Here is a 19430-nt window from a genome sequence, read left to right as displayed (position 1 = left end):
GACATGACCGGAACGGGGTTGCGAGCCGTCGGCGCCGAGTACGTGCCGCTGCCTTCATCGCCGCCACGGCCGTGCTCACCGGGCTGGTCTCCGGAGTCGGCGCCACCACCGCCGCCGCCGACCCGATCATCGACAACAAGAAACTGCTGGCCGATCCCGTCGCCCCGGACGGTTCCAAGATCACCAAGGCCGAGATGAAGGACAACCGCAGCATCCGGTTGTACGTCTACTCGGCCGCCATGGACGCCACCTACCCGGTCGATGTGCAGCGCCCCGCCGACGCCAGCGAACCGCGCCCCACCCTGTACCTGCTCAACGGTGCGGGCGGCGGCCAGGACGACGCCTCCTGGCAGAAGAAGACCGACATCGTGAAGGGCTTCCTCGGCGACAAGAACGTCAACGTGGTGCAGCCCATCGGCGGCAAGTGGAGCTACTACACCGACTGGCAGAACGACGACCCGGTCCTGGGCCGCAACAAGTGGCAGACCTTCTTCACCCAGGAACTGCCGCCGCTGATCGACGCCGCCCTCGGCACCAACGGCATCAACGCCGTCGCCGGCATCTCCACCTCCGGCACCACCGTGCTCGCCCTGCCCGAGGCCGCGCCCGGCCTGTACCGGGCCGCCGCCGCCTACTCCGGCTGCGCCCAGTTCGCCGACCCGGTCGGCCGCGAGTTCATGCGCCTCACCGTCGAAACCTGGGGCGGCGGCAAGCTGGAGAACATGTACGGCCCCGCGGATTCCCCGGCCTGGGCCGCCAACGACCCGGTCATCAATGCCGAGAAGCTGCGCGGCGTGGACCTCTACATCTCCACCGGCAACGGCCTGCCCGGCCAGTTCGACACCCTCAACGGCGAGTACGCGCTGCCCGGCTCCTACGGCCTGGCCAACCAGCTGATCATCGGCGGTGTCATCGAGGCCGGCACCAACTACTGCACGGCGAATCTGAAGAACAAGCTGGATTCGCTGGGCATCCCGGCCACCTACAACTTCCGCAACAGCGGCACCCACTCGTGGGGCTACTGGAACGAGGAGTTCATCAACTCCTGGCCGGTCCTGGCCCGCGGGCTCGGCCTGTAGCGGTCACCGATCCGCCGAACGGCCCGACCACACCCGGTGTGGTCGGGCCGCCTTGTTTGTACCTCCGGTCTGGTTAGTGGGGGTCATGCTGAACAAAAAGTTCGGTTGCCCTTAAACTGCGGAAGTGAGCACCACCCTGGCCGAACCGCGCAAGGGCATCGGGCGAGCGAGATCGGCCCTGGTCCTGCTCGGCCCGGCCTTCGTCGCCGCCATCGCCTACGTCGACCCCGGCAATGTCGCGTCCAATATCAGCGCGGGCGCCGAATTCGGCTACCTGCTCGTCTGGGTCATCGTCATGGCCAATGTGATGGCCGGGCTGGTGCAGTTCCTCTCCGCCAAACTCGGACTCGTGACCGGCATGTCACTGCCCGAGGCCGTGCGCGAGAAGTCGAGCAGGCGGGTCCGGCTGGCCTACTGGGGCCAGGCCGAAACCGTCGCCATGGCAACCGATCTCGCCGAGGTCGTAGGCGGGGCCATCGCGCTGAACCTGCTGTTCGGCCTGCCGCTGCTGTTCGGCGGTGTCATCACCGGCGTCGTCTCGCTGTTCCTGCTCATGATCCAGAACCGGCGCGGGCAGCAGCCGTTCGAGCGCGTGATCATCGGACTGCTCGCGATCATCGCCATCGGATTCCTCGCCTCGGTGTTCATCTCACCGCCGTCCGCGTCGGAGACCCTCGGCGGTCTGGTGCCGCGCTTCGACGGCGCGGAGAGCGTGCTGCTGGCCGCCGCCATGATCGGCGCGACCGTCATGCCGCACGCGGTGTACCTGCATTCGGGGCTCGCCCGGGACCGGCACGGTCAGCCGGAAGCCGGGGCACAGCGGGCGCGGCTGCTGCGCATCACGAAATTCGATGTGGGACTTGCCATGCTGCTGGCCGGCACCGTGAACCTGGCCATGCTGCTCATGGCCGCCAGTACCCTGCGCGGCCGCGACGACGTGGACTCCATCGAGACCGCGCACGCCGCCGTCAACGAGGTGCTCGGCCCGGCGGCCGGACTACTGCTCGCCATCGGGCTGCTGGCCTCGGGCCTGGCCTCCACCTCGGTGGGCGCGTACGCGGGCGCGATGATCATGCAGGGGCTGCTGAATCGGACGATCCCGCTGCTGGTGCGCCGGATCGTCACACTCATCCCCGCGCTCGCGGTGCTGGCGCTCGGCGTCGATCCCACTCGCGCCCTGATCATCTCGCAGGTGGTGCTGTCCTTCGGCATCCCGTTCGCGCTGATACCGCTGGTGCGCTTCACCAGCGACCGGAACCTCATGGGCGCGGACGTCAACCATCGCGTGACGACCGGGCTGGCGTGGCTGGTGGCGGCGATCATCTCGGCGCTCAATGTGGCGCTGATCTATCTGACCGTCACCGGTAGCTAGAAGACCGCCAACGGCTTTCGCGGCATCGCAGGCGTACGGCGCAGGGGGCCGTACCGGCGACGACGCGAAAGCCGTTGGCGGGGGTGATCACTCGGCGAAGACCGGCTTGCGCTTCTGCAGCATGGCACCCGCGCCCTCGGCGAAATCGGCAGACTGCAGCAGTTCCACCTGACCGGACTTCTCGGTTTCCAGGGCCTGATCCAGGGCGGTCAGGGTGGCGGCGTTCAGGGCGCGCTTGGTGAGTTCCAAAGCCCTGCGGGGGCCGTTGGCGATCTTGGCGGCGGCGGCCTCGACCTTGGCGTCGAGCTCGGCCTCGGCGAGAACGCCGGTGACGAGGCCGTACTTCTTCGCCTCGGTCACCGGCAGCCGATCGCCCAGCAGCGCCATCTCCGCGGCCAGCGCACGCCCGGCCGACGCCGCGACCATGGCCGCCGCGCCGCCATCGGGCATCAGGCCGATATTGATGAACGCCAGCAGCAGATAGGCCTCCTCGGAGGCGTAGGTCAGATCCGCGGCCAGTGCGAAGGCCACGCCCACCCCGGCCGTCGCACCCCGCACCCGGGCGATGACCGGAACCGGCGCGTCCACGATCGCCTTGATCATCCGGTTGGCGGCGATCATGGTCATCTCGGAGGTGATGCCGCGCGCGGCCTCACCCGGGGCGGCCGCGAGGTCGGCTCCGGTGCAGAAGTCGCCGCCCTCCCCGGTCAGAACGATCACCCGGACGGCCTTGTTCTCGTACGCTCCGAGAACCGTGTCGGCGAGCCCGACCATGGTGTCGTAGTCGATGGCGTTCTTGCGTTTGGGGTTCGTGATGGTGATCCGCAGAATCCGGCCGTCCTGGATGGCGGTGAAGCCCGGGGTGGTCGCGATATTCGTCATGTGCTCGCTCCTGCTGGATCTACTGCCGACACCGGTGCTGCCTGTTCGCGTTGCGAATTGTGGTTAACTTAGGTTGACTTGTTCGGCACTGTCAACCGTCGGTGCCACGGAGAAGGAGAATGTGCATGGTCGCCGAAAGCAGCGAGGCGGGCCTCGCTTCCGCGCGACCGGACAGCAAGCCCGCCCGCACTGCCGCCGAGCCGGGACCACGCCGCAGGCCCAAGAATCGTAAGGCCCAAATCGTGCGCGTAGCGGCGCGAGCCTTCGCCGACCGTGGATACCACCCGGTCGGCGTCGACGAGATCGCCGCCGAGGTCGGAATCTCCGGACCCGCGCTGTACCGGCACTTCACCAACAAGTACGCACTCCTGGTCGCCGCCGCCGAAATGGGCGCACAGCAACTCCTCGACGCCGCCAAGGCCGCCGACGATCCGACACTGGAACCGGAACCGCGACTCACCGGGCTGATCCGCGGCATCACCGAGCACACCATCGAATTCCGCCGCGAGGGCGGACTGTACCGCTGGGAACGCCGGTACCTGGAGAAGGACGACCGAGCCCGCATCCGCGTCGTATACGAGGACCTGCACGCCACCTTCGAAGCGGCGGTCGTCGAACTCCACCCGGACGCCGACCCCGCCGACGTGAAACTGCGCGCCGCGGCGACATTGAGCGCCATCGGCAGCATCACCGGGCATCGCACCGCACTGTCCAACGCCCGGCTCGTGAGTCTCATGAACGAGATCTGCTGGGACATCCTGCGCGCCGAACTGCCGCCCGCACCGCCCCCGGCCACCGGCGAACCACTCGTGCGCGGGCTGCCCGTCATCTCCAAGCGCGAACAGCTGCTCACCGAGGCCATCCGGATCTTCGGACGGCAGGGCTACCACGAGGCCGGCATCGAGGAGATCGGCGCGGCCGCGGGCATCAACGCCTCCAGCGTGTACCGGTACTTCAGCAGCAAATCCGATCTGCTGGCCGCGGCCTTCCACCGCACCGGCGAACGCGTCGCCATCGCCAACGCCGAAGCGCTGTCGGAGGCCACCAGCCGCGCCGACGCGGCCGTGCGCATAGCCGACCGGTTCGCGCGGATGACCTTCGCCATGCCGGAGATCCTGCCCGTCTACTTCGCGGAATTCTCGAATCTGCCCGCCTCCGAACAACATCGGCTGCGCACCATCCAGCGGCAGAACGTGCTGGAGTGGGCCAACCTGCTCGACGGCGATCAGGTCGAGGCGCGGTTCCGCGTGCACGCCGCCATCAGCCAGGTCATCGATGTGGGTCGCCGCCTGCGCTTCGACGCCCGCCCGGAGAACATGGCCCGCGTGCGCGCGCTCATGAGCGCGGTACTGCTCGGGGCCGAGCCGAAGGCCGAGTAGGGCGGCATACACCGGAACAACGCGCGGTCGCTGTGTCGATCCCAGCCACGAGCACGCCGGGATGACAGGGCGGGGCGGCTACACGCGGTGGCGCAGCCGGAAAAGCGCCCGTGCCATCCGTAGTCGCTGCGGGTGATGGTCGAAGGTGCCGGAACCGGTCGGGGTGCGGCCGTGCTTCTCGGAAATCGTGAGGGCGCGGGAGAATTCGCGCAGGGTCTGCGGGTCGCGGACCCGGCCGGGGCCGTTGACGCCGTAGACCGGGACCGCGTTCACCGTCACCAGGCCGGTGTGCAGGCGGTCCGCGAAATCGGCGACACTGCGCACATCGCGGGTGAAAACCGCTACGGGGCGCGGCTTTTCCGAGGCGTTGACCCGTTCCACGGCCTCGTCCATGGAGGCCACGCGATTGACGATCAGCACCGGGCCCGCGGCATCACCGGTGAGGGCGGTGCTCACCTCCGGCACCTCGGTGAGCACGATCGGCTCGATATAGGGCTCCCGGATGGACTCCAGACTGCCCACCACGGCCCGCCCGCCCCGGGTCAGCGCGTCACGCACCTGACGGCGGACGATATCGATCTGCGAATCCCAGGTCATCGGACCGTAGGAGGCCCGGCGGTCCGCGCCCGGACGTAGTCGGCGGGCGTGATCGGCGGCCAGCTCCAGGAACGGTTCATACACCGAATCCGCGACATAGACGCACTGCACCCCGCACGGATGCTGTCCGGCATGCGACATGGCACCGAAAACCGCTGCGGCGGCGGCATGTTCGAGCCGTGCGTCCACCTGCACCACCATCGCGCCGCGCCCGCCCGGTTCCACGATCAACGGCGTGGACGTCTGTGCGCACAGCGCGGTGACCTCACGCGCGCCCGCCGGGGAGCCGACGTAGGAGATCTTGTCCAGCCGGGCCCGGCACAGTGCGGCCGCGGTCGAGCCGTCGCCGGTGACCACCTGCAGGACAGGCTGATTCGGCACCAGCCTGCTCCACGAGTCGGCCAGCCACGCGCCGACGCCGGGGGTGAGCTCGCTCGGTTTGAACACCACCGCGTTCCCGGCGGCCATCGCCGCCGCGATCGAATTCATCGGCGCGAGAACAGGATTGTGCCAGGGGCCGAGGACGCCGATCACGCCCAGCGGCCGGTAGCCCACCGAGCCCTGCTGATTGCGGGCGAACCAGCCGCCCGGCACGGACCGGCTCAGCGTGCTCTCCGCATGGCGCGCAACCCAATCCAGGTGCTCGACCGCCAGCGTCACCTCCAGTGCGGCGTCCAGGCGCGGCTTGCCGGTCTCACTGCTGACCAGCTCCACCAGTTCCCGGGTGCCGCGTGCGACGACCCGCTTCCAATCCAGCAGCCAGCGTTTACGCGCACTGAAATCGATTGCCGCCCACCATTGTTCGGCGGCGCGCGCGGTGCGTACGGCGCGGGTCAGTTCACCCGCGCCCATGACGGCGTAATCGCCCGCGACCTCCCCGGTTCGTGGGTCGTAGGACGTCAGCACCTTCGGCCGTCCCGCTCCGGTGCGCCCTTTCGCTTGCTGCGCAGGCTCAGTCGCCCGCGGCTGCGCAGACTCGGCCATGGTCACCCTCTCGCGGCCAAAAAATCGTCTCCCCGCACCGCCAGACTATGGTTCGCCCCGTAGCCTCGACAAGGTAGCGAAATTCCGGCATACCGGCCGGTCCGTGCCCGGATCTGCGGCTATGCAAAGACCCGGAAGTTTGTGACCAAGGACACATCTCACTCTCCGCTGCTTAACCGAAGCAACGACCGGGAATTCTTTGCGCCGGTAACATCACGCCCGGCGGAGTGGATCATCCCGGAAGGGATGTGGGGACCTGCCGAACGGGGCCTATAAATTGCCTGCCCAGCCGATAGTGGAGAGTTGATGCCGAGCTTGGACAAACCGGAATCGCACGCAGCGGAGTCATACAGCGATCCGGCGGTGTATGTCGAAGACGTCCGCAAATCGTTCGGCGACGTACACGCCCTGAACGGAGTCAGCTTCACCGCCTCGCGCGGCCAGGTGCTCGGCATCCTCGGCCCCAACGGCGCGGGCAAGACCACCACCGTGAAGATTCTGTCCACCCTGCTGCGACCCGACAGCGGCGTCGCCCGCGTCGCCGGCCACGACGTCCGCAAGGACCCGGCCGCGGTACGCCGCTCCATCATGATGACCGGCCAGTACGCCGCCCTCGACGAAAACCTCTCCGGCCGGGAGAACCTCGAACTCTTCGGCCGCCTCATGGGCCTGCCGCGCAAAGCCGCACGCAAACGCGCCGACACCCTGCTCGAGGAATTCGACCTCACCGCCGCCGGCCGCCGCGCCGTCGCCCACTACTCCGGCGGTATGCGCCGCCGCGTCGACATCGCCTGCGGCCTCGTCGTCCGCCCCGAGGTGGTGTTCCTCGACGAACCCACCACCGGCCTCGACCCGCGCAGCCGCCAGGGCGTGTGGGATCTGGTCAACGCGCTCAAGCGCCAGGACATCACCGTCCTGCTGACCACCCAGTACCTCGAAGAGGCCGACGTCCTCAGCGACAACATCATCGTCATCGACAAGGGCACCGTCATCGCCGAGGGCACCGCCGACGCGCTCAAGGAGAAGACCGGCGGCAGCTTCTGCGAGATCGTGCCGCTGGATCCCGCCCAGGTGCACCGCGTCGCCGACGCCCTCGGCGACCTCGTCCCGCCCGCCGTGCGCGCCGAACTCGCCGGAGACCGCGTCTCCATCCCGGCCCCCGAGGGCGCGGCCACCCTGTCCGAGGCGCTGCGCCGACTCGACGTCGCCGGCGTCCAGCTCGCCGACATCGGACTGCGCCGGCCCTCCCTCGACGACGTATTCCTCTCGCTCACCGGACACGGCAGCAAGCACGAACCGGGGAACGCCGCATGAGCGAGCGCAGCGAGCGAATCGATCACACAGCGCGCCGCGCGCATGCCGGAGCCGAGCGCAGCGAGGTTCTGGCATGAGCGCTCCGGCGACCACCGATACCAGCGCGCAACTGTTCGCCGGCCTGCCGGACGCGAAGCCGTCGAGCCTCGCGCAGTGGTGGGCTCTCACCGGCCGCATCGTCTGGGTGATGGCCACCAAGGGCGAACTCATCATCGCCGTCATCACGCCGCTGGTCTTCACCCTCGGCTTCTACCTGCCGCTCAAATACGTCATGCAGTTCAAGGGCATCGACTACGCGCAGTTCGTCATGCCCATCATCGTGCTGCAGACCATGTCCTTCACCATGATGTCCAACGCCCAGCGGGCCGCCTTCGAAGCGCTCACCGGGCTCAACACGCGCATGCAGACCATGCCCATCGGCATCATGGTGCCGCTGCTGGCACGGCAGAGCGCGGGCATGGTGCGGTCGATCGTCGCGCTCGCCGGAGCCATCGGCTGGGGGCACATGATCGGCTTCCGGTTCGTGGGCGGCATGGGGCAGGCGGTGCTGTTCTGCGTGTTCTCCCTCGCCGTCGGCACGGTGCTGGCCATCGGCGCGGACGGACTCGGGTCGCTCACCAAGAGCCCCGAACAACTCAGTCAGGCGCTGACCCTGCCGACCCTCATCTTCGGCATGCTGTCCTGCGGCTTCGTGCCGGAATCCGGCTTCCCGGAATGGATTCGGCCGTTCGTCCGCAATCAGCCCATCTCGCAGCTGTCCTTCGCACTGCGTGACATGGCGGCGGGCGTCATCACCTGGGAAGTGCTGTGGGTGCCGTTGGTGTGGTTGATCGGCATGGCGGTGGCGTTCCTGCCGCTGGCGGTCTGGGCGAGCGTGAGGCGATCATGAGTGCGGTAATCGAGAGTCCGGCCGTCGGCGCCCCCGCGACCGGCGACGAATGGGCGGGCCACCAGCCGCTGCCCGTGGTGGCGCCGCGCTCCGAGCGCGCGCTGTCGGTGTGGGCGCAGCAGAGCCTCATCCAGACCAAACGACTGCTCATCGGCTGGATGCGCGACCCCTCCACCACCATCCAGACACTGATCTTCCCCGCGGCCACCCTGCTCATGTTCCGCGTGGTGCTGGGCGATTCGATCACCCAGGCCACCGGTGAACCCAGCATCTACGGCACCGTGCCGATGGTGATGCTGGTGGCCGCCATGTCCGGGTCGGTGGTGAGCGCGCTCGGGTTCAAGACCGAGAAGCGCACGGGTCTGCTCGGGCGGTTCCACACCATGCCGGTGCACCGGGCCGCCGGGCTCACCGGCAGGCTGCTCGCCGAAGCGATCCGGGTGCTCATCACCTCGCTGTTCGTGCTGGCCGTCGGCGTCTTCCTGGGCTTCCGATTCTGGTACGGCCCAGCCGCTTCCATCGCCATGGTGTGCATACCGATCCTGTTCGGCATCGGATTCGCGCTGCTGGTGACCACCCTGGCCACCATCACCGAGGGCGTCATGCTGATGAACGTCATCGGCATCATCAATACGCTGCTGATGTTCTTCAACACCGGATTCGTGCCGGTGTTCGCCTACCCCGCGTGGTTGCAGGGCACCGTCGAGAACCAGCCCATGAGTACGGCGATCGACGCCATGCGCGGGCTGTCCTATGACGGGCCGATCGTGGAGCCGCTGCTGAAGACCGTCGCCTGGACGGTCGGGCTGATCGTGGTCTTCGCGTACCCGGCCATCCGCGGCTACCGCCGGGCGGCCGAGACCGGAGCCTGAATCCCGGTCTGCGCCGCGAGGTTTGCGCGGTTTGCCGAGCCCCGGTCCAGGTGTGTCACGCGTCACGTTAAGGTGGCCACATGGCATACCTGGTTACCGGGGCAACTGGGTTCATCGGTCGATTTCTGATTCCCGAACTGCTCGAACACGATCACGACATCCACGTACTCGTACGCCCCGGCGAAGATTCGGTGCTGCGATACAACCGGTGCGTCCGCGCCTGGAACGCCGGCGACCGGATCCGGCCCGTGCGCGGCGACCTCGCCGCACCCGGACTCGGCGTCGACGCCGGCTGGATCGCCGCGCACCGCGGCTCCATCGACCACGTCTTCCACCTCGCCGCCGGGTACGACTCCGGCGAACCCGGTGACGGCACCCGCCGCGTCACCGACCTCGCCGCCGGTCTCGAAGCCGGACTGCTGCACCATGTTTCGAGCGTCCAGGTGGCCGGAGCCTGGAACGGGCTCTACACCGAGAACATGGTCGACGTCGGACAGGTGCTGACCACGCCCTACCAGCGGTCCCTGCTCGCCGCCGAACAGGCCGTCCGGGAACAGGCCAAGGTGCCGTGGCGGATCTACCGGCCCTCCATCGTCATCGGCGATTCCCGCACCGGCGAGATCGACCGGATCGACGGGCCCTACTACTTCTTCCGGCTGCTGCGCATGGCGGCGCAACTGCCGCGCATCCTGCCGATCGTCGCGCCCAAACTCGGCGAAACCAATATGGTGCCGGTCGATTTCGTGGCGCGGGCGCTCGCCCACATCGCGCATCAGCCCGGCGCGGACGCCACCACCTATCACCTGGTCGACCCGCGCAGGCAGAGCGTCGCCGACGTGTTCAACCTCTTCGCCGACGAGGCCGGGGCGCCGCACCTGGTCGAACTCATGCCCAAGCAGGCCCTCGACGTCTCGCTGCGGGTACCCGGCATGGGGTGGGCGCTGCGCCAGGTCGGACTGCCCATGGACGTGGTCGAGCACACCGAACTCTCCTGCCACTTCGACAGCCGCCACACCGCCGCCGCACTGGCGGGCACCGACATCAAGGTGCCGCCGCTGGCCGGCTACGCCTCGGTGATCTGGAAGTACTGGATCGAGAACTGGGTGTAGCCCACTCCCGGGGCCCTCCGGGGGCTCCGGCGGGTTCAGGCGTGGTCCGGAAGCTCCGAACTCGGCGTCTCGAGCAGGTGGCTCAGGTCCTGCGGGGGGCCGAAATCCCAGCCGACCCAACGGTTCCGGTTGGTCCAGCCGACCAGGTCGTAGCGCCAGCGGAAGGGCCAGGTGGTGGCGACCGTCATGAACAGGGACGCGCCCAGTGCGGTGTAGTCGTCGTGCGCGGAGAGCAGGGCGCGCTGCTGGCGGGGCGGGCGGGTGAAGAACGCGTCGAACATGGCCTTGGCCTGATCGGTGGTCAGCCGGCCCAGGCCGTAGACGCCGCGCATGCGCATCCAGTAGACCAGGCGCGCCTCCCGCGACCACATGGCCTCGATGGGGTCGGCGCCCTGGCGGATGGCCTCGATCGCGGTGTCCACCAGCGAAAGTGAATCCGCCACACAGTATCCCGTGATCGGATGCATCATCCCGCCGCGCGATCCGAACGGAATCACCTGGCCGCGACCGGCTTTCGGCGGCTGATCGTCCAGCGGATAGTGCGCGGCCTCGCTCGGCTCGTCACCGCGTAGTCGAATGCCGTGTGCGGCGAGCCGATTCAGCGTGCGGCGGCGCAGTTCGTGCTGCGGCATACCGCCGCGCAGGCCGAGGCTGGTCTCCTCGAAGATCACCGTCCCGTCCCCGAGCGGCACCGCGTACAGGAACGACGGCGGCTCGCCCGGCCCGGCTCCGTTCTCCGGCCGCCAGTCCAGCATCAGTCCTTCACCGGGGCGCACCATCGGCGCGGCGACGTCCTCGTCCACGAAGATCCCGTGCGCGCTGGCCGTCCGGCGCTTCCCCGGCGCGGCTTGGCCCCGGGTGTCGAACACCGTCGCGGCCCGCACCTCGGTCCCGTCGGCCAGCTCCACGCGATGCGGCTCCACCACCCGCGCCCGGCCCGCGATCACCGTGGCGTCATCCAGCGGCAGTGCGTCCCACAGCCCCCGCTTGGACAGCACACAGTAGGCCCGATCGATCCGATGCTCACTCTTCGCCCACACCGCGGGCCGCTCGATCAAACTCCCGATGGCGCTGTGCGGCAACCACTCCGGCAGTTCGTCCACCCAGCACGAGAACGTCGGCACCCACAGCCGCTCCGGCCGCGGGTCCACCGCGACCACCCGCATCCCGGCCGCCATCGCCCGATGCGCCAATGCCCGCCCCGTGGGCCCCAGCCCCACCACGCACACGTCGGCCGCGCCGCCGACCGTCAGGCCACTCATACCCGCATCAAACCAGCCCGGCCCCGCGCCCCGCCAGCCTCCCGGGCGGGTTCGCGGGGTCTGCTTCGTCACTCGGCGGAGCCGAGCGGGCAACTCCGTTGCCCCGCAACAGACTTGCCCGGCATTCGGCTACTTCGGGGTAATCCAGGTGGTGATGTCGGCGTGTACGACCTCGAGGCCGGACTTGTCGTAGATGGAGACCGGCACGATCAGGTCCTGTCCCTCGGTGATCGCGTCGAAGTCGGGGACCTCGGGCAGCTTCGCGACGGCGCGCAGCCCGGAGTTGGCCTTGGCCAGATACTGCACGTTCATGGCCTTGGGAATCCAGCGGTGCGTGCCCGGCACGGTGGCCTCGCTCAGCATGCCCATGGCGACCTCGGCCAGATTGCAAGCGGCGATGGCGTGGAAGGTGCTCAGGTGATTGTGAATCCCGAACCACTTGGGCGCGGTCACCTCGCACAGCCCCGGTTCCAGGCGGACGACGGTCGGCAGCACAGTGCCGAAGTACGGCACCCGCGCGACCATGCCCAGGGAGAACAGGGTGTGGCCCAACCGGTTGTCGGGCAGCTTCTTCCAGCCGCGGTAGGTGGCGGTCTCTTTCGTCATGACCCGTATCTTACTCAGAAGTAAGTTCGAGGGAAGCACGCCGCTGGCATACTGGCCCGCCATGTGGGGGATCATCACCGATTGGATGGCCGGCGGGGCGCGCCGGCGACGTGCGATTCTGATTCTGGCCATCATCGGCTGCGTGGTGGGCGGACTGACCGCGGTGTTCGGGTTCTCGCCGACCAAGCTCTACTTCACCGGCGAACAGGTGAACGCCCAGGTCACCGACTGTCGCTACGTGAACCCGCGCCGCAAACCCTCGTACTACGCGTGCAACGGAATGTGGACCCTGAAGAACGGTGCGAAGGGGTCGGGCGAGCTGATCGGCATGCGGGCCAAGCACGAACCGAACAAAGGCACCCTCGTCGCGGTCCTCGCCACCGAGAAGAAAGCCCACGCCAACCTCTCGGCCGCCGTCCCGACGCTCTTCGTGGGCGGCATCCTGGTCTTCATCGCATCGACGTCGTTCCTGGTGCAGTACTACCGGCACCGCCGTCCGGCATCGGACAGTTCGGCGCGCTGATCAAACAACCGCTGGTGGACGCCCGGCGCAGGTCGCCCTCACCGCCGCCGGGCGGAAGCGCGCTCCTGAAGTGCTACTGCAGATTCAGAAGGCGCCGTAGGGCTCGGTCGATGCTGTCCAGTACTTCCTGATCGACTGTGAAAAGCAGTTCGCGCAGATTGCCGGGGTTGACTCGGGAAATGTTCAAACACTTCGCGTACAAACCGTTTCCGAGGGCAACGCTGAGTGAGAGCGCGATGTTCTCGCTGATCGGCATCACATCGGTGACATCGATGCATACGCAGGCGCCTTCGGCGTTCGCGGAATCGGCGCTGATGATCAGAACATTCCGGATGCGCCCGAGTGCCTGATATGCGCGGACCTCGCCGCGAGCGTGACTCAAGGCCGGAATTCCTCCATCTCCGCGTCGCGGTCCTCATGGGAAACGAACGCACCGGGCATCTTCCGCTCGGCTGCCAACTCCATTCGGACGGCCGCGCGAATGAGCGCCTCTTCGCACACCTTCGCCACCCACGCCGACACATTGCCGTCCGCCTCGGCTTTGATTGCTTCGGTTAGGTCGTCCGGCAGGCGGACCGTCAGCTTCGCCATACTCACGAGCCTACTCCGTGTCGGACACTCGTTCCTGGGGTTCGGTGGAACTCACTTGCCCCAGGTGATTTCGGGGAGCGCAAGGTTTACCGTCGATCGCAGGTGACGCAATGAGGGCACTCGTATGCGCAATCCGGGGATCTCGATGGTGATATGGGAGTCAGGATGCGGAGCCGGAGCAGGATCGACTCGCACCGGAAGGGCCAGGGGCGGTACGGGTTCCGGCTCCGGGGCCGGGGGAGCGGCGGGGGTGCGCGACGCGCCCGGGATGAGTTTCGCTACCATTCGCCCAGGGGCGGTGAGAACGCCCACCGCCTGGTTCGCCGTCTCGGTGATGAGACCCCGTGCCTGATCGGCGGTTTCGGTGATCAGATCGCGCGCCTGGTCTGCGGTCCCGGCGATCACGCCCAGCGCTTGGCCAGCGGTGCCGGTGATCAGATCGCGCGCCTGGCCGACCACAGCGGTGAGGGCGGTGATCGGGTCGGCGGCCGGGGCGGTCGCCTCCGGTACCGGGAGGGCGAGTCGCTGTTCGGGGCCGGTCAGGGCGATGTAATTGGTTGTGGCGGTGGGGTATTGGTAGTAGCCGGGGTCGCCGAGGCGGCGGTTGACGGTGGCGCGTTCGGCGATGCTGCCGGGGATGCGGGTGATGTCGGAGGCGGCGGCGCTGACCGCGCCCGCGATGCGGACGGCGTCGCTGAGCGGGCTGGCGGCGTAAGCGTCCTGGGCGTTCTCGGCGGCTTTGCGGGCCGAATGTGCCCAGTGCACCATTTCGGCGAGCAGCATCTCGACGTGGCCGAGCACGGCGACCGCGCGCAAGGTGACCTCGACGGGAAGTAGTACCGCGCCCGCGAGCACCTCGCCGGGCAGTGGGGCGGGCGTTTGCCCGTTGAGCATGGGCCCGGCCGCGCCCTGCCAGCCCGCGCGGTAGCCGGGTCCGATGGGTATGGGCCGTTGGACCTGCACGGGCGCGCGCACGACGGTGACGCCCTGCGGGAGTCGGCGGTCGGTGGCGCCCAGTCCGGGTAGCTGCGGAAGTACGTTGAAAACGGACAGAATCGACATGCCAAACCCCTCCTGCTCGTGCGCTTCCCCGGTCCCGAATGGTCGGAACCCCGCGCACAACGGCATTATGGGGACCCTAACCCGGTCCCGGGTGGCCCGTCGCGGCGAAGCGGGGGCTCCGGCGCAAATCGGCCAGCCGGATGCCACATGCCGGACCCGATGTGACCTGGGTTATCGGTGACGAAGGTAATCCAGGGGGCGATTTGAACTGGCCCCCGGCTGTGGGGCATACTGTTCGGGTTGCCCGCACCAGGTTGTGTGTATTCCGGTGGAATCGCGCAGGTGGCGGGTTGAGTTAGACCCAATTTTGCACCCGCCCGATCGAGGCGCGGGTGCGTCCGGGACACTGTTTCGAGGCCCAGATGGATTCTGTCCAGGGCTGCGGAATGAGCAATAGGGCGACACGCCCGACCGCGTGGACCGGATGAACCATGACAGATGAACAGCGGTGACGGATCGGGCGAGGCCCGGTCGTAGTGATTGGCTGATGCGTCTTCGTGTGTTCGGGCTGTGCAAATGAGGGTGGTTCGAGAGGACGGAAGTCCTTTTGGCCCACAACGTAAGCGGAGAAAAGGACACTCAGCGTGGCGGGACAGAAGATCCGCATCAGGCTCAAGGCCTACGACCATGAGGCGATCGACGCGTCTGCGCGCAAGATCGTCGAGACGGTGACCCGCACCGGTGCCCGTGTCGTCGGGCCCGTGCCGTTGCCGACCGAAAAGAACGTGTACTGCGTCATCCGTTCGCCGCACAAGTACAAGGACTCGCGCGAGCACTTCGAGATGCGTACGCACAAGCGGCTGATCGACATCCTCGACCCGACGCCGAAGACCGTTGACGCTCTCATGCGCATCGATCTGCCGGCCAGCGTCGACGTCAACATTCAGTGACGGGGTATTCGACTATGACTGACAACAAGAGCCGTCCGGCCGCGGGCATCCTGGGCACCAAGCTCGGCATGACCCAGGTCTTCGACGAGAAGAACCGCGTCGTTCCCGTGACCGTCGTCAAGGCAGGTCCGAACGTCGTCACCCAGATCCGCACCGTGGAGCGCGACGGCTACTCGGCCGTTCAGGTCGCTTTCGGCGCCATCGACCCGCGCAAGGTGAACAAGCCGGTCTCCGGTCAGTTCGCCAAGGCCGGTGTCACCCCGCGCCGCCACATCGCGGAATTCCGTCTCGCTGATGTCGCCTCGTTCGAGGTCGGCCAGGAGATCAACGCCGACGCCTTCGCAGAGGGCAGCTACGTCGACGTCACCGGCACCTCCAAGGGCAAGGGCTTCGCGGGCACCATGAAGCGTCACGGTTTCCGTGGCCAGGGTGCTTCGCACGGTGCGCAGGCCGTGCACCGTCGTCCGGGTTCCATCGGCGGTTGCTCCACCCCGGGTCGCGTGTTCAAGGGCATGCGCATGTCCGGCCGGATGGGTAACGACCGCGTCACCACGCAGAACCTCTCGGTCCACAAGGTGGATGCCGAGAACGGCCTGCTGCTGATCAAGGGCGCGATCCCGGGCCGCACCGGCGGCATCGTGATCGTCAAGAGTGCAGTGAAGGGTGGTGCCCGGGCGTGAGCGCTGTGAGCACTGAGAAGAAGACCAACCTGACGCTGCCGGTCAAGGTTGCCGGTGGCAAGACCGATGGCACCGTCGAACTCCCCGCGGAGATCTTCGACGTGACCGCCAACATCGCGCTGATGCACCAGGTCGTCGTGGCCCAGCAGGCCGCGGCTCGCCAGGGCACGCACGCCACCAAGACCCGCGGTGAAGTCCGCGGTGGTGGCAAGAAGCCGTACCGCCAGAAGGGCACCGGCCGCGCCCGCCAGGGTTCGACCCGTGCGCCGCAGTTCGCCGGTGGTGGCACCGTGCACGGCCCGCAGCCGCGCGACTACACCCAGCGTCTGCCCAAGAAGATGAAGGTCGCCGCGCTGCGTGGCGCTCTGTCGGACCGGGCTCGCAACGAGCGCATCCACGTGATCACGGAACTGGTCGCGGGTCAGACCCCGTCGACCAAGACCGCCAAGTCGTTCCTCGCCGAGCTGTCGACCCGGAAGAACATCCTGGTCGTCGTCGGCCGCGAGGATCTCACCGCGTGGAAGAGCGTGGCGAACCTGCAGGGCGTGCACCCGATCGCCCCCGACCAGCTGAACACCTACGACGTCCTGAAGTCGGACGAGGTCGTGTTCTCGGTCGAGGCGCTCAACGCCTTCGTGCACGGCCCGGCCGAAGCTGCACAGGAGGAGAGCAAGTGACCACCATCGCCGACCCCCGCGACATTCTGCTCGCGCCGGTGATCTCCGAGAAGTCCTACGGGCTGATCGAAGACGGCACCTACACCTTCCTGGTGCACCCGGACTCGAACAAGACGCAGATCAAGATCGCCGTCGAGAAGGTTTTCGGCGTGAAGGTGACCAGCGTCAACACCGCCAACCGTCAGGGCAAGCGCAAGCGGACCCGCTTCGGTTACGGCAAGCGCAAGGACACCAAGCGCGCGCTCGTGACCATCTCGGCCGACAGCAAGCCCATCGAGATCTTCGGAGGCCCGGTCGCGTAAGCGGCTGGAGCTCCAGAAAGTAGAGAAGAACTCATGGCAATCCGTAAGTACAAGCCGACGACCCCGGGTCGCCGCGGTGCTTCGGTCTCGGACTTCGCCGAGATCACCCGCTCGACCCCCGAGAAGTCGCTGCTGCGTCCGCTCACCAAGACCGGTGGCCGTAACTCGCAGGGCCGCATCACCACCCGGCACAAGGGTGGCGGCCACAAGCGCGCCTACCGTCTGATCGACTTCCGTCGACTGGACAAGGACGGCATCCCGGCCAAGGTCGCGCACATCGAGTACGACCCGAACCGCACCGCCAACATCGCGCTGCTGCACTACGCCGACGGCGAGAAGCGCTACATCATCGCGCCCAAGGGCATCGCCCAGGGCACGAAGATCGAGTCCGGCACCGGCGCCGACATCAAGCCCGGCAACAACCTGCCGCTGCGCTCGATCCCGACCGGTACCACCATCCACGCCGTGGAGCTCCGCCCGGGCGGCGGTGCCAAGCTGGCCCGCTCGGCCGGCATGAGCATCCAGCTGCTGGGTAAGGAAGGCCAGTACGCCGTGCTGCGTATGCCTTCCGGTGAAATCCGTCGCGTCGACGTGCGCTGCCGCGCCACCGTCGGCGAGGTCGGCAACGCCGAGCAGTCGAACATCAACTGGGGCAAGGCCGGCCGTATGCGGTGGAAGGGCGTTCGCCCGACCGTCCGTGGTGTGGTCATGAACCCGGTCGACCACCCGCACGGTGGTGGTGAGGGTAAGACCTCCGGTGGTCGCCACCCGGTCTCCCCGTGGGGCAAGCCCGAGGGCCGCACCCGTAAGCCCAACCGTCCGAGCGACAAGCTCATCGTCCGCCGCCGCGGCAAGAAGCGTTAAGGAGGAGGTTAGACATGCCACGCAGCCTGAAGAAGGGCCCGTTCGTCGACGAACACCTCCTCAAGAAGGTGGACGTCCAGAACGAGAAGGGCTCGAAGCAGGTCATCAAGACCTGGTCGCGTCGTTCCACCATCATCCCCGATTTCATCGGCCACACGTTCTCGGTCCACGACGGCCGCAAGCACGTGCCGGTGTTCGTGTCGGAGAACATGGTCGGACACAAGCTCGGTGAATTCGCGCCGACTCGTACGTTCAAGAGCCACGTCAAGGAAGATCGGAAGAGCAAGCGGCGATGAGCACTGAAACTCAGAACCCGACCGCGCGCGCGACCGCGAAGCACGTTCGCGTGACCCCGATGAAGGCTCGCCGTGTCGTGGACCTGGTCCGCGGCAAGCGGGTCGAGGACGCGCTGAACATCCTGCGGTTCGCCCCGCAGGCCGCCAGCGAGCCGGTCGCCAAGGTCGTGGCCTCGGCCGCCGCCAACGCGGAGAACAACCTCGGCCTGAACCCGGCCACGCTGGTCATCTCGACCGCGTACGTCGACGAGGGCGCGACCATGAAGCGTTTCCAGCCGCGTGCCCAGGGCCGCGCGTTCCGGATCCGCAAGCGCACCAGCCACATCACCATCGAGGTCGAGAGCGTGCCCACTGCCGGTGCCACTCGTAACCGGAAGGGAGGGGCAAAGTAAATGGGACAGAAGATCAATCCCCATGGCTTCCGCCTCGGCATCACCACCGACTGGAAGTCGCGTTGGTACGCGGACAAGCAGTACGCGGACTACGTGAAGGAAGACGTCGCGATCCGCAAGCTCCTTGCCACGGGCATGGAGCGGGCCGGCATCTCGAAGGTCGAGATCGAGCGCACCCGTGACCGCGTGCGGGTGGACATCCACACCGCGCGTCCGGGCATCGTGATCGGCCGTCGTGGCGCCGAAGCCGACCGCATTCGCGCCGAGCTGGAGAAGCTCACCAAGAAGCAGGTTCAGCTGAACATCCTCGAGGTCAAGAACCCCGAGTCGGATGCGCAGCTGGTTGCCCAGGGTGTGGCCGAGCAGCTGTCGAACCGTGTGGCGTTCCGTCGCGCGATGCGCAAGGCCATCCAGTCGGCCATGCGTTCGCCGAACGTCAAGGGCATCCGTGTGCAGTGCTCCGGCCGTCTCGGCGGCGCGGAAATGTCGCGCTCGGAGTTCTACCGTGAGGGTCGGGTGCCGCTGCACACGCTGCGCGCCGACATCGACTACGGCCTGTACGAGGCGAAGACCACCTTCGGCCGCATCGGCGTGAAGGTCTGGATCTACAAGGGCGACATCGTCGGCGGCAAGCGCGAGGTCACCGCTGTGGCCCCGTCCGGCCGCGACCGTGACGACCGCCCGCGTCGCGAGCGTCCGAGCCGTCCGCGTCGCAGCGGTGCCCAGGGCACCACCGCGACCAGCACTGAGGCCGGCCGCGCCGCCACCGCTGTGGCGGAGGCACCGGCAGAGAATCAGGAGGGCTGAC

Annotated in this window: 23 protein-coding genes; 16 read left to right on the top strand and 7 right to left on the bottom strand. The window is 67.8% G+C overall.

The genetic code is table 11. The features are described 5' to 3' along the window. Positions 1 to 56 precede the first annotated feature (56 nt). Positions 57 to 1079, top strand: a complete 1023-nt coding sequence (locus JK358_RS12950) for an alpha/beta hydrolase (protein WP_201947323.1) — start codon at positions 57 to 59, stop codon at positions 1077 to 1079. A gap of 124 nt (positions 1080 to 1203) precedes the next feature. Continuing rightward, a complete protein-coding gene (locus JK358_RS12945; RefSeq protein WP_307817490.1) occupies positions 1204 to 2451 on the top strand; it encodes an Nramp family divalent metal transporter in 1248 nt (415 codons plus the stop codon). 87 nt (positions 2452 to 2538) lie between these two features. On the opposite strand, the gene JK358_RS12940 is transcribed toward JK358_RS12945, so the two are convergent. Beyond that, positions 2539 to 3333 carry an enoyl-CoA hydratase gene (locus JK358_RS12940; RefSeq protein ID WP_201947139.1) on the bottom strand — a complete coding sequence of 265 codons (795 nt, stop codon included), beginning with the start codon at positions 3331 to 3333 and terminating at the stop codon, positions 2539 to 2541. 125 nt (positions 3334 to 3458) lie between these two features. On the opposite strand from JK358_RS12940, the gene JK358_RS12935 reads away from it, so the two are divergent. Continuing rightward, positions 3459 to 4712 carry a TetR/AcrR family transcriptional regulator gene (locus JK358_RS12935; protein WP_201947138.1) on the top strand — a complete coding sequence of 418 codons (1254 nt, stop codon included), beginning with the start codon at positions 3459 to 3461 and terminating at the stop codon, positions 4710 to 4712. A gap of 78 nt (positions 4713 to 4790) precedes the next feature. Here JK358_RS12935 and JK358_RS12930 read toward each other — a convergent pair whose 3' ends face one another. Then, positions 4791 to 6215, bottom strand: coding sequence for an aldehyde dehydrogenase family protein (locus tag JK358_RS12930; RefSeq protein WP_307817489.1), 1425 nt, complete (start codon positions 6213 to 6215; stop codon positions 4791 to 4793). A 384-nt stretch (positions 6216 to 6599) separates the two neighbouring features. Between JK358_RS12930 and JK358_RS12925 the strand changes: the two genes are divergently transcribed. From JK358_RS12925 to JK358_RS12910, 4 genes are all read left to right on the top strand, one after another. After that, positions 6600 to 7607 carry an ATP-binding cassette domain-containing protein gene (locus JK358_RS12925; protein ID WP_201947133.1) on the top strand — a complete coding sequence of 336 codons (1008 nt, stop codon included), beginning with the start codon at positions 6600 to 6602 and terminating at the stop codon, positions 7605 to 7607. Between the two features lie 73 nt (positions 7608 to 7680). Further along, positions 7681 to 8496 carry an ABC transporter permease gene (locus JK358_RS12920; RefSeq protein ID WP_201947131.1) on the top strand — a complete coding sequence of 272 codons (816 nt, stop codon included), beginning with the start codon at positions 7681 to 7683 and terminating at the stop codon, positions 8494 to 8496. Continuing rightward, entirely contained in the window at positions 8493 to 9368 is an 876-nt protein-coding gene (locus tag JK358_RS12915) for an ABC transporter permease (protein ID WP_201947129.1), read from the top strand. The genes JK358_RS12920 and JK358_RS12915 overlap by 4 nt, the downstream gene beginning before the upstream one ends. A gap of 80 nt (positions 9369 to 9448) precedes the next feature. Continuing rightward, positions 9449 to 10477 (top strand): SDR family oxidoreductase, encoded by a 1029-nt coding sequence (locus JK358_RS12910; protein ID WP_201947127.1) that lies wholly within the window; start codon positions 9449 to 9451, stop codon positions 10475 to 10477. Between the two features lie 35 nt (positions 10478 to 10512). On the opposite strand, the gene JK358_RS12905 is transcribed toward JK358_RS12910, so the two are convergent. Beyond that, the gene (locus JK358_RS12905) at positions 10513 to 11739 is read right to left on the bottom strand and encodes a lycopene cyclase family protein (RefSeq protein ID WP_201947126.1); all 1227 of its coding nucleotides are present in this window, start codon (positions 11737 to 11739) and stop codon (positions 10513 to 10515) included. Between the two features lie 129 nt (positions 11740 to 11868). Further along, positions 11869 to 12345 carry a hotdog fold domain-containing protein gene (locus JK358_RS12900; RefSeq protein ID WP_201947123.1) on the bottom strand — a complete coding sequence of 159 codons (477 nt, stop codon included), beginning with the start codon at positions 12343 to 12345 and terminating at the stop codon, positions 11869 to 11871. Here JK358_RS12900 and JK358_RS12895 point away from each other — a divergent pair. Continuing rightward, a complete protein-coding gene (locus tag JK358_RS12895) occupies positions 12344 to 12868 on the top strand; it encodes a hypothetical protein (protein ID WP_201947121.1) in 525 nt (174 codons plus the stop codon). The two genes, JK358_RS12900 and JK358_RS12895, sit on opposite strands and share 2 nt — an antisense overlap. A 73-nt stretch (positions 12869 to 12941) precedes the next feature. Here the strand turns inward: JK358_RS12895 and JK358_RS12890 are convergent, their stop codons facing one another. The 3 genes from JK358_RS12890 to JK358_RS12880 are packed head-to-tail and all read right to left on the bottom strand — an operon-like array spanning position 12942 to position 14521. Further along, positions 12942 to 13250, bottom strand: a complete 309-nt coding sequence (locus JK358_RS12890) for a type II toxin-antitoxin system PemK/MazF family toxin (protein ID WP_201947119.1) — start codon at positions 13248 to 13250, stop codon at positions 12942 to 12944. Next, the gene (locus tag JK358_RS12885; protein WP_201947116.1) at positions 13247 to 13459 is read right to left on the bottom strand and encodes a hypothetical protein; all 213 of its coding nucleotides are present in this window, start codon (positions 13457 to 13459) and stop codon (positions 13247 to 13249) included. The genes JK358_RS12890 and JK358_RS12885 overlap by 4 nt, the downstream gene beginning before the upstream one ends. Positions 13460 to 13510: 51 nt before the next feature. Next, on the bottom strand, positions 13511 to 14521 hold the full coding sequence (locus tag JK358_RS12880; protein WP_201947115.1) for a hypothetical protein: 1011 nt from the start codon (positions 14519 to 14521) through the stop codon (positions 13511 to 13513). 584 nt (positions 14522 to 15105) lie between these two features. Between JK358_RS12880 and rpsJ the strand changes: the two genes are divergently transcribed. From rpsJ to rpsC, 8 genes are read left to right on the top strand one after another with little or no spacing between them, the layout of a single operon-like run. Further along, a complete protein-coding gene (rpsJ, locus tag JK358_RS12875) occupies positions 15106 to 15411 on the top strand; it encodes a 30S ribosomal protein S10 (protein ID WP_003938093.1) in 306 nt (101 codons plus the stop codon). Between the two features lie 14 nt (positions 15412 to 15425). Beyond that, positions 15426 to 16091, top strand: coding sequence for a 50S ribosomal protein L3 (gene rplC / locus JK358_RS12870; protein ID WP_201947112.1), 666 nt, complete (start codon positions 15426 to 15428; stop codon positions 16089 to 16091). Continuing rightward, positions 16088 to 16768 (top strand): 50S ribosomal protein L4, encoded by a 681-nt coding sequence (rplD, locus tag JK358_RS12865; RefSeq protein ID WP_201947109.1) that lies wholly within the window; start codon positions 16088 to 16090, stop codon positions 16766 to 16768. Before rplC ends, rplD begins: the two co-directional genes overlap by 4 nt. Beyond that, positions 16765 to 17070 (top strand): 50S ribosomal protein L23, encoded by a 306-nt coding sequence (rplW, locus tag JK358_RS12860; protein ID WP_033091018.1) that lies wholly within the window; start codon positions 16765 to 16767, stop codon positions 17068 to 17070. The genes rplD and rplW overlap by 4 nt, the downstream gene beginning before the upstream one ends. A 33-nt stretch (positions 17071 to 17103) precedes the next feature. Beyond that, positions 17104 to 17934 (top strand): 50S ribosomal protein L2, encoded by an 831-nt coding sequence (gene rplB / locus JK358_RS12855; protein ID WP_181582970.1) that lies wholly within the window; start codon positions 17104 to 17106, stop codon positions 17932 to 17934. 14 nt (positions 17935 to 17948) lie between these two features. After that, complete coding sequence (gene rpsS / locus JK358_RS12850; RefSeq protein WP_029923610.1) at positions 17949 to 18230, top strand: 30S ribosomal protein S19; 282 nt, start codon at positions 17949 to 17951, stop codon at positions 18228 to 18230. Beyond that, positions 18227 to 18622 (top strand): 50S ribosomal protein L22, encoded by a 396-nt coding sequence (gene rplV / locus JK358_RS12845; protein ID WP_201947107.1) that lies wholly within the window; start codon positions 18227 to 18229, stop codon positions 18620 to 18622. The genes rpsS and rplV overlap by 4 nt, the downstream gene beginning before the upstream one ends. After that, a complete protein-coding gene (rpsC, locus tag JK358_RS12840; protein WP_033091021.1) occupies positions 18623 to 19429 on the top strand; it encodes a 30S ribosomal protein S3 in 807 nt (268 codons plus the stop codon). The last annotated feature ends 1 nt before the right edge of the window (position 19430 follow it).

The sequence above is a fragment of the Nocardia acididurans genome, assembly GCF_016741815.1.
Taxonomy (GTDB): domain Bacteria; phylum Actinomycetota; class Actinomycetes; order Mycobacteriales; family Mycobacteriaceae; genus Nocardia; species Nocardia acididurans.
Note: the sequence above shows the minus strand (reverse complement) of the source record. Positions and strands in the feature narration are given on the sequence as shown.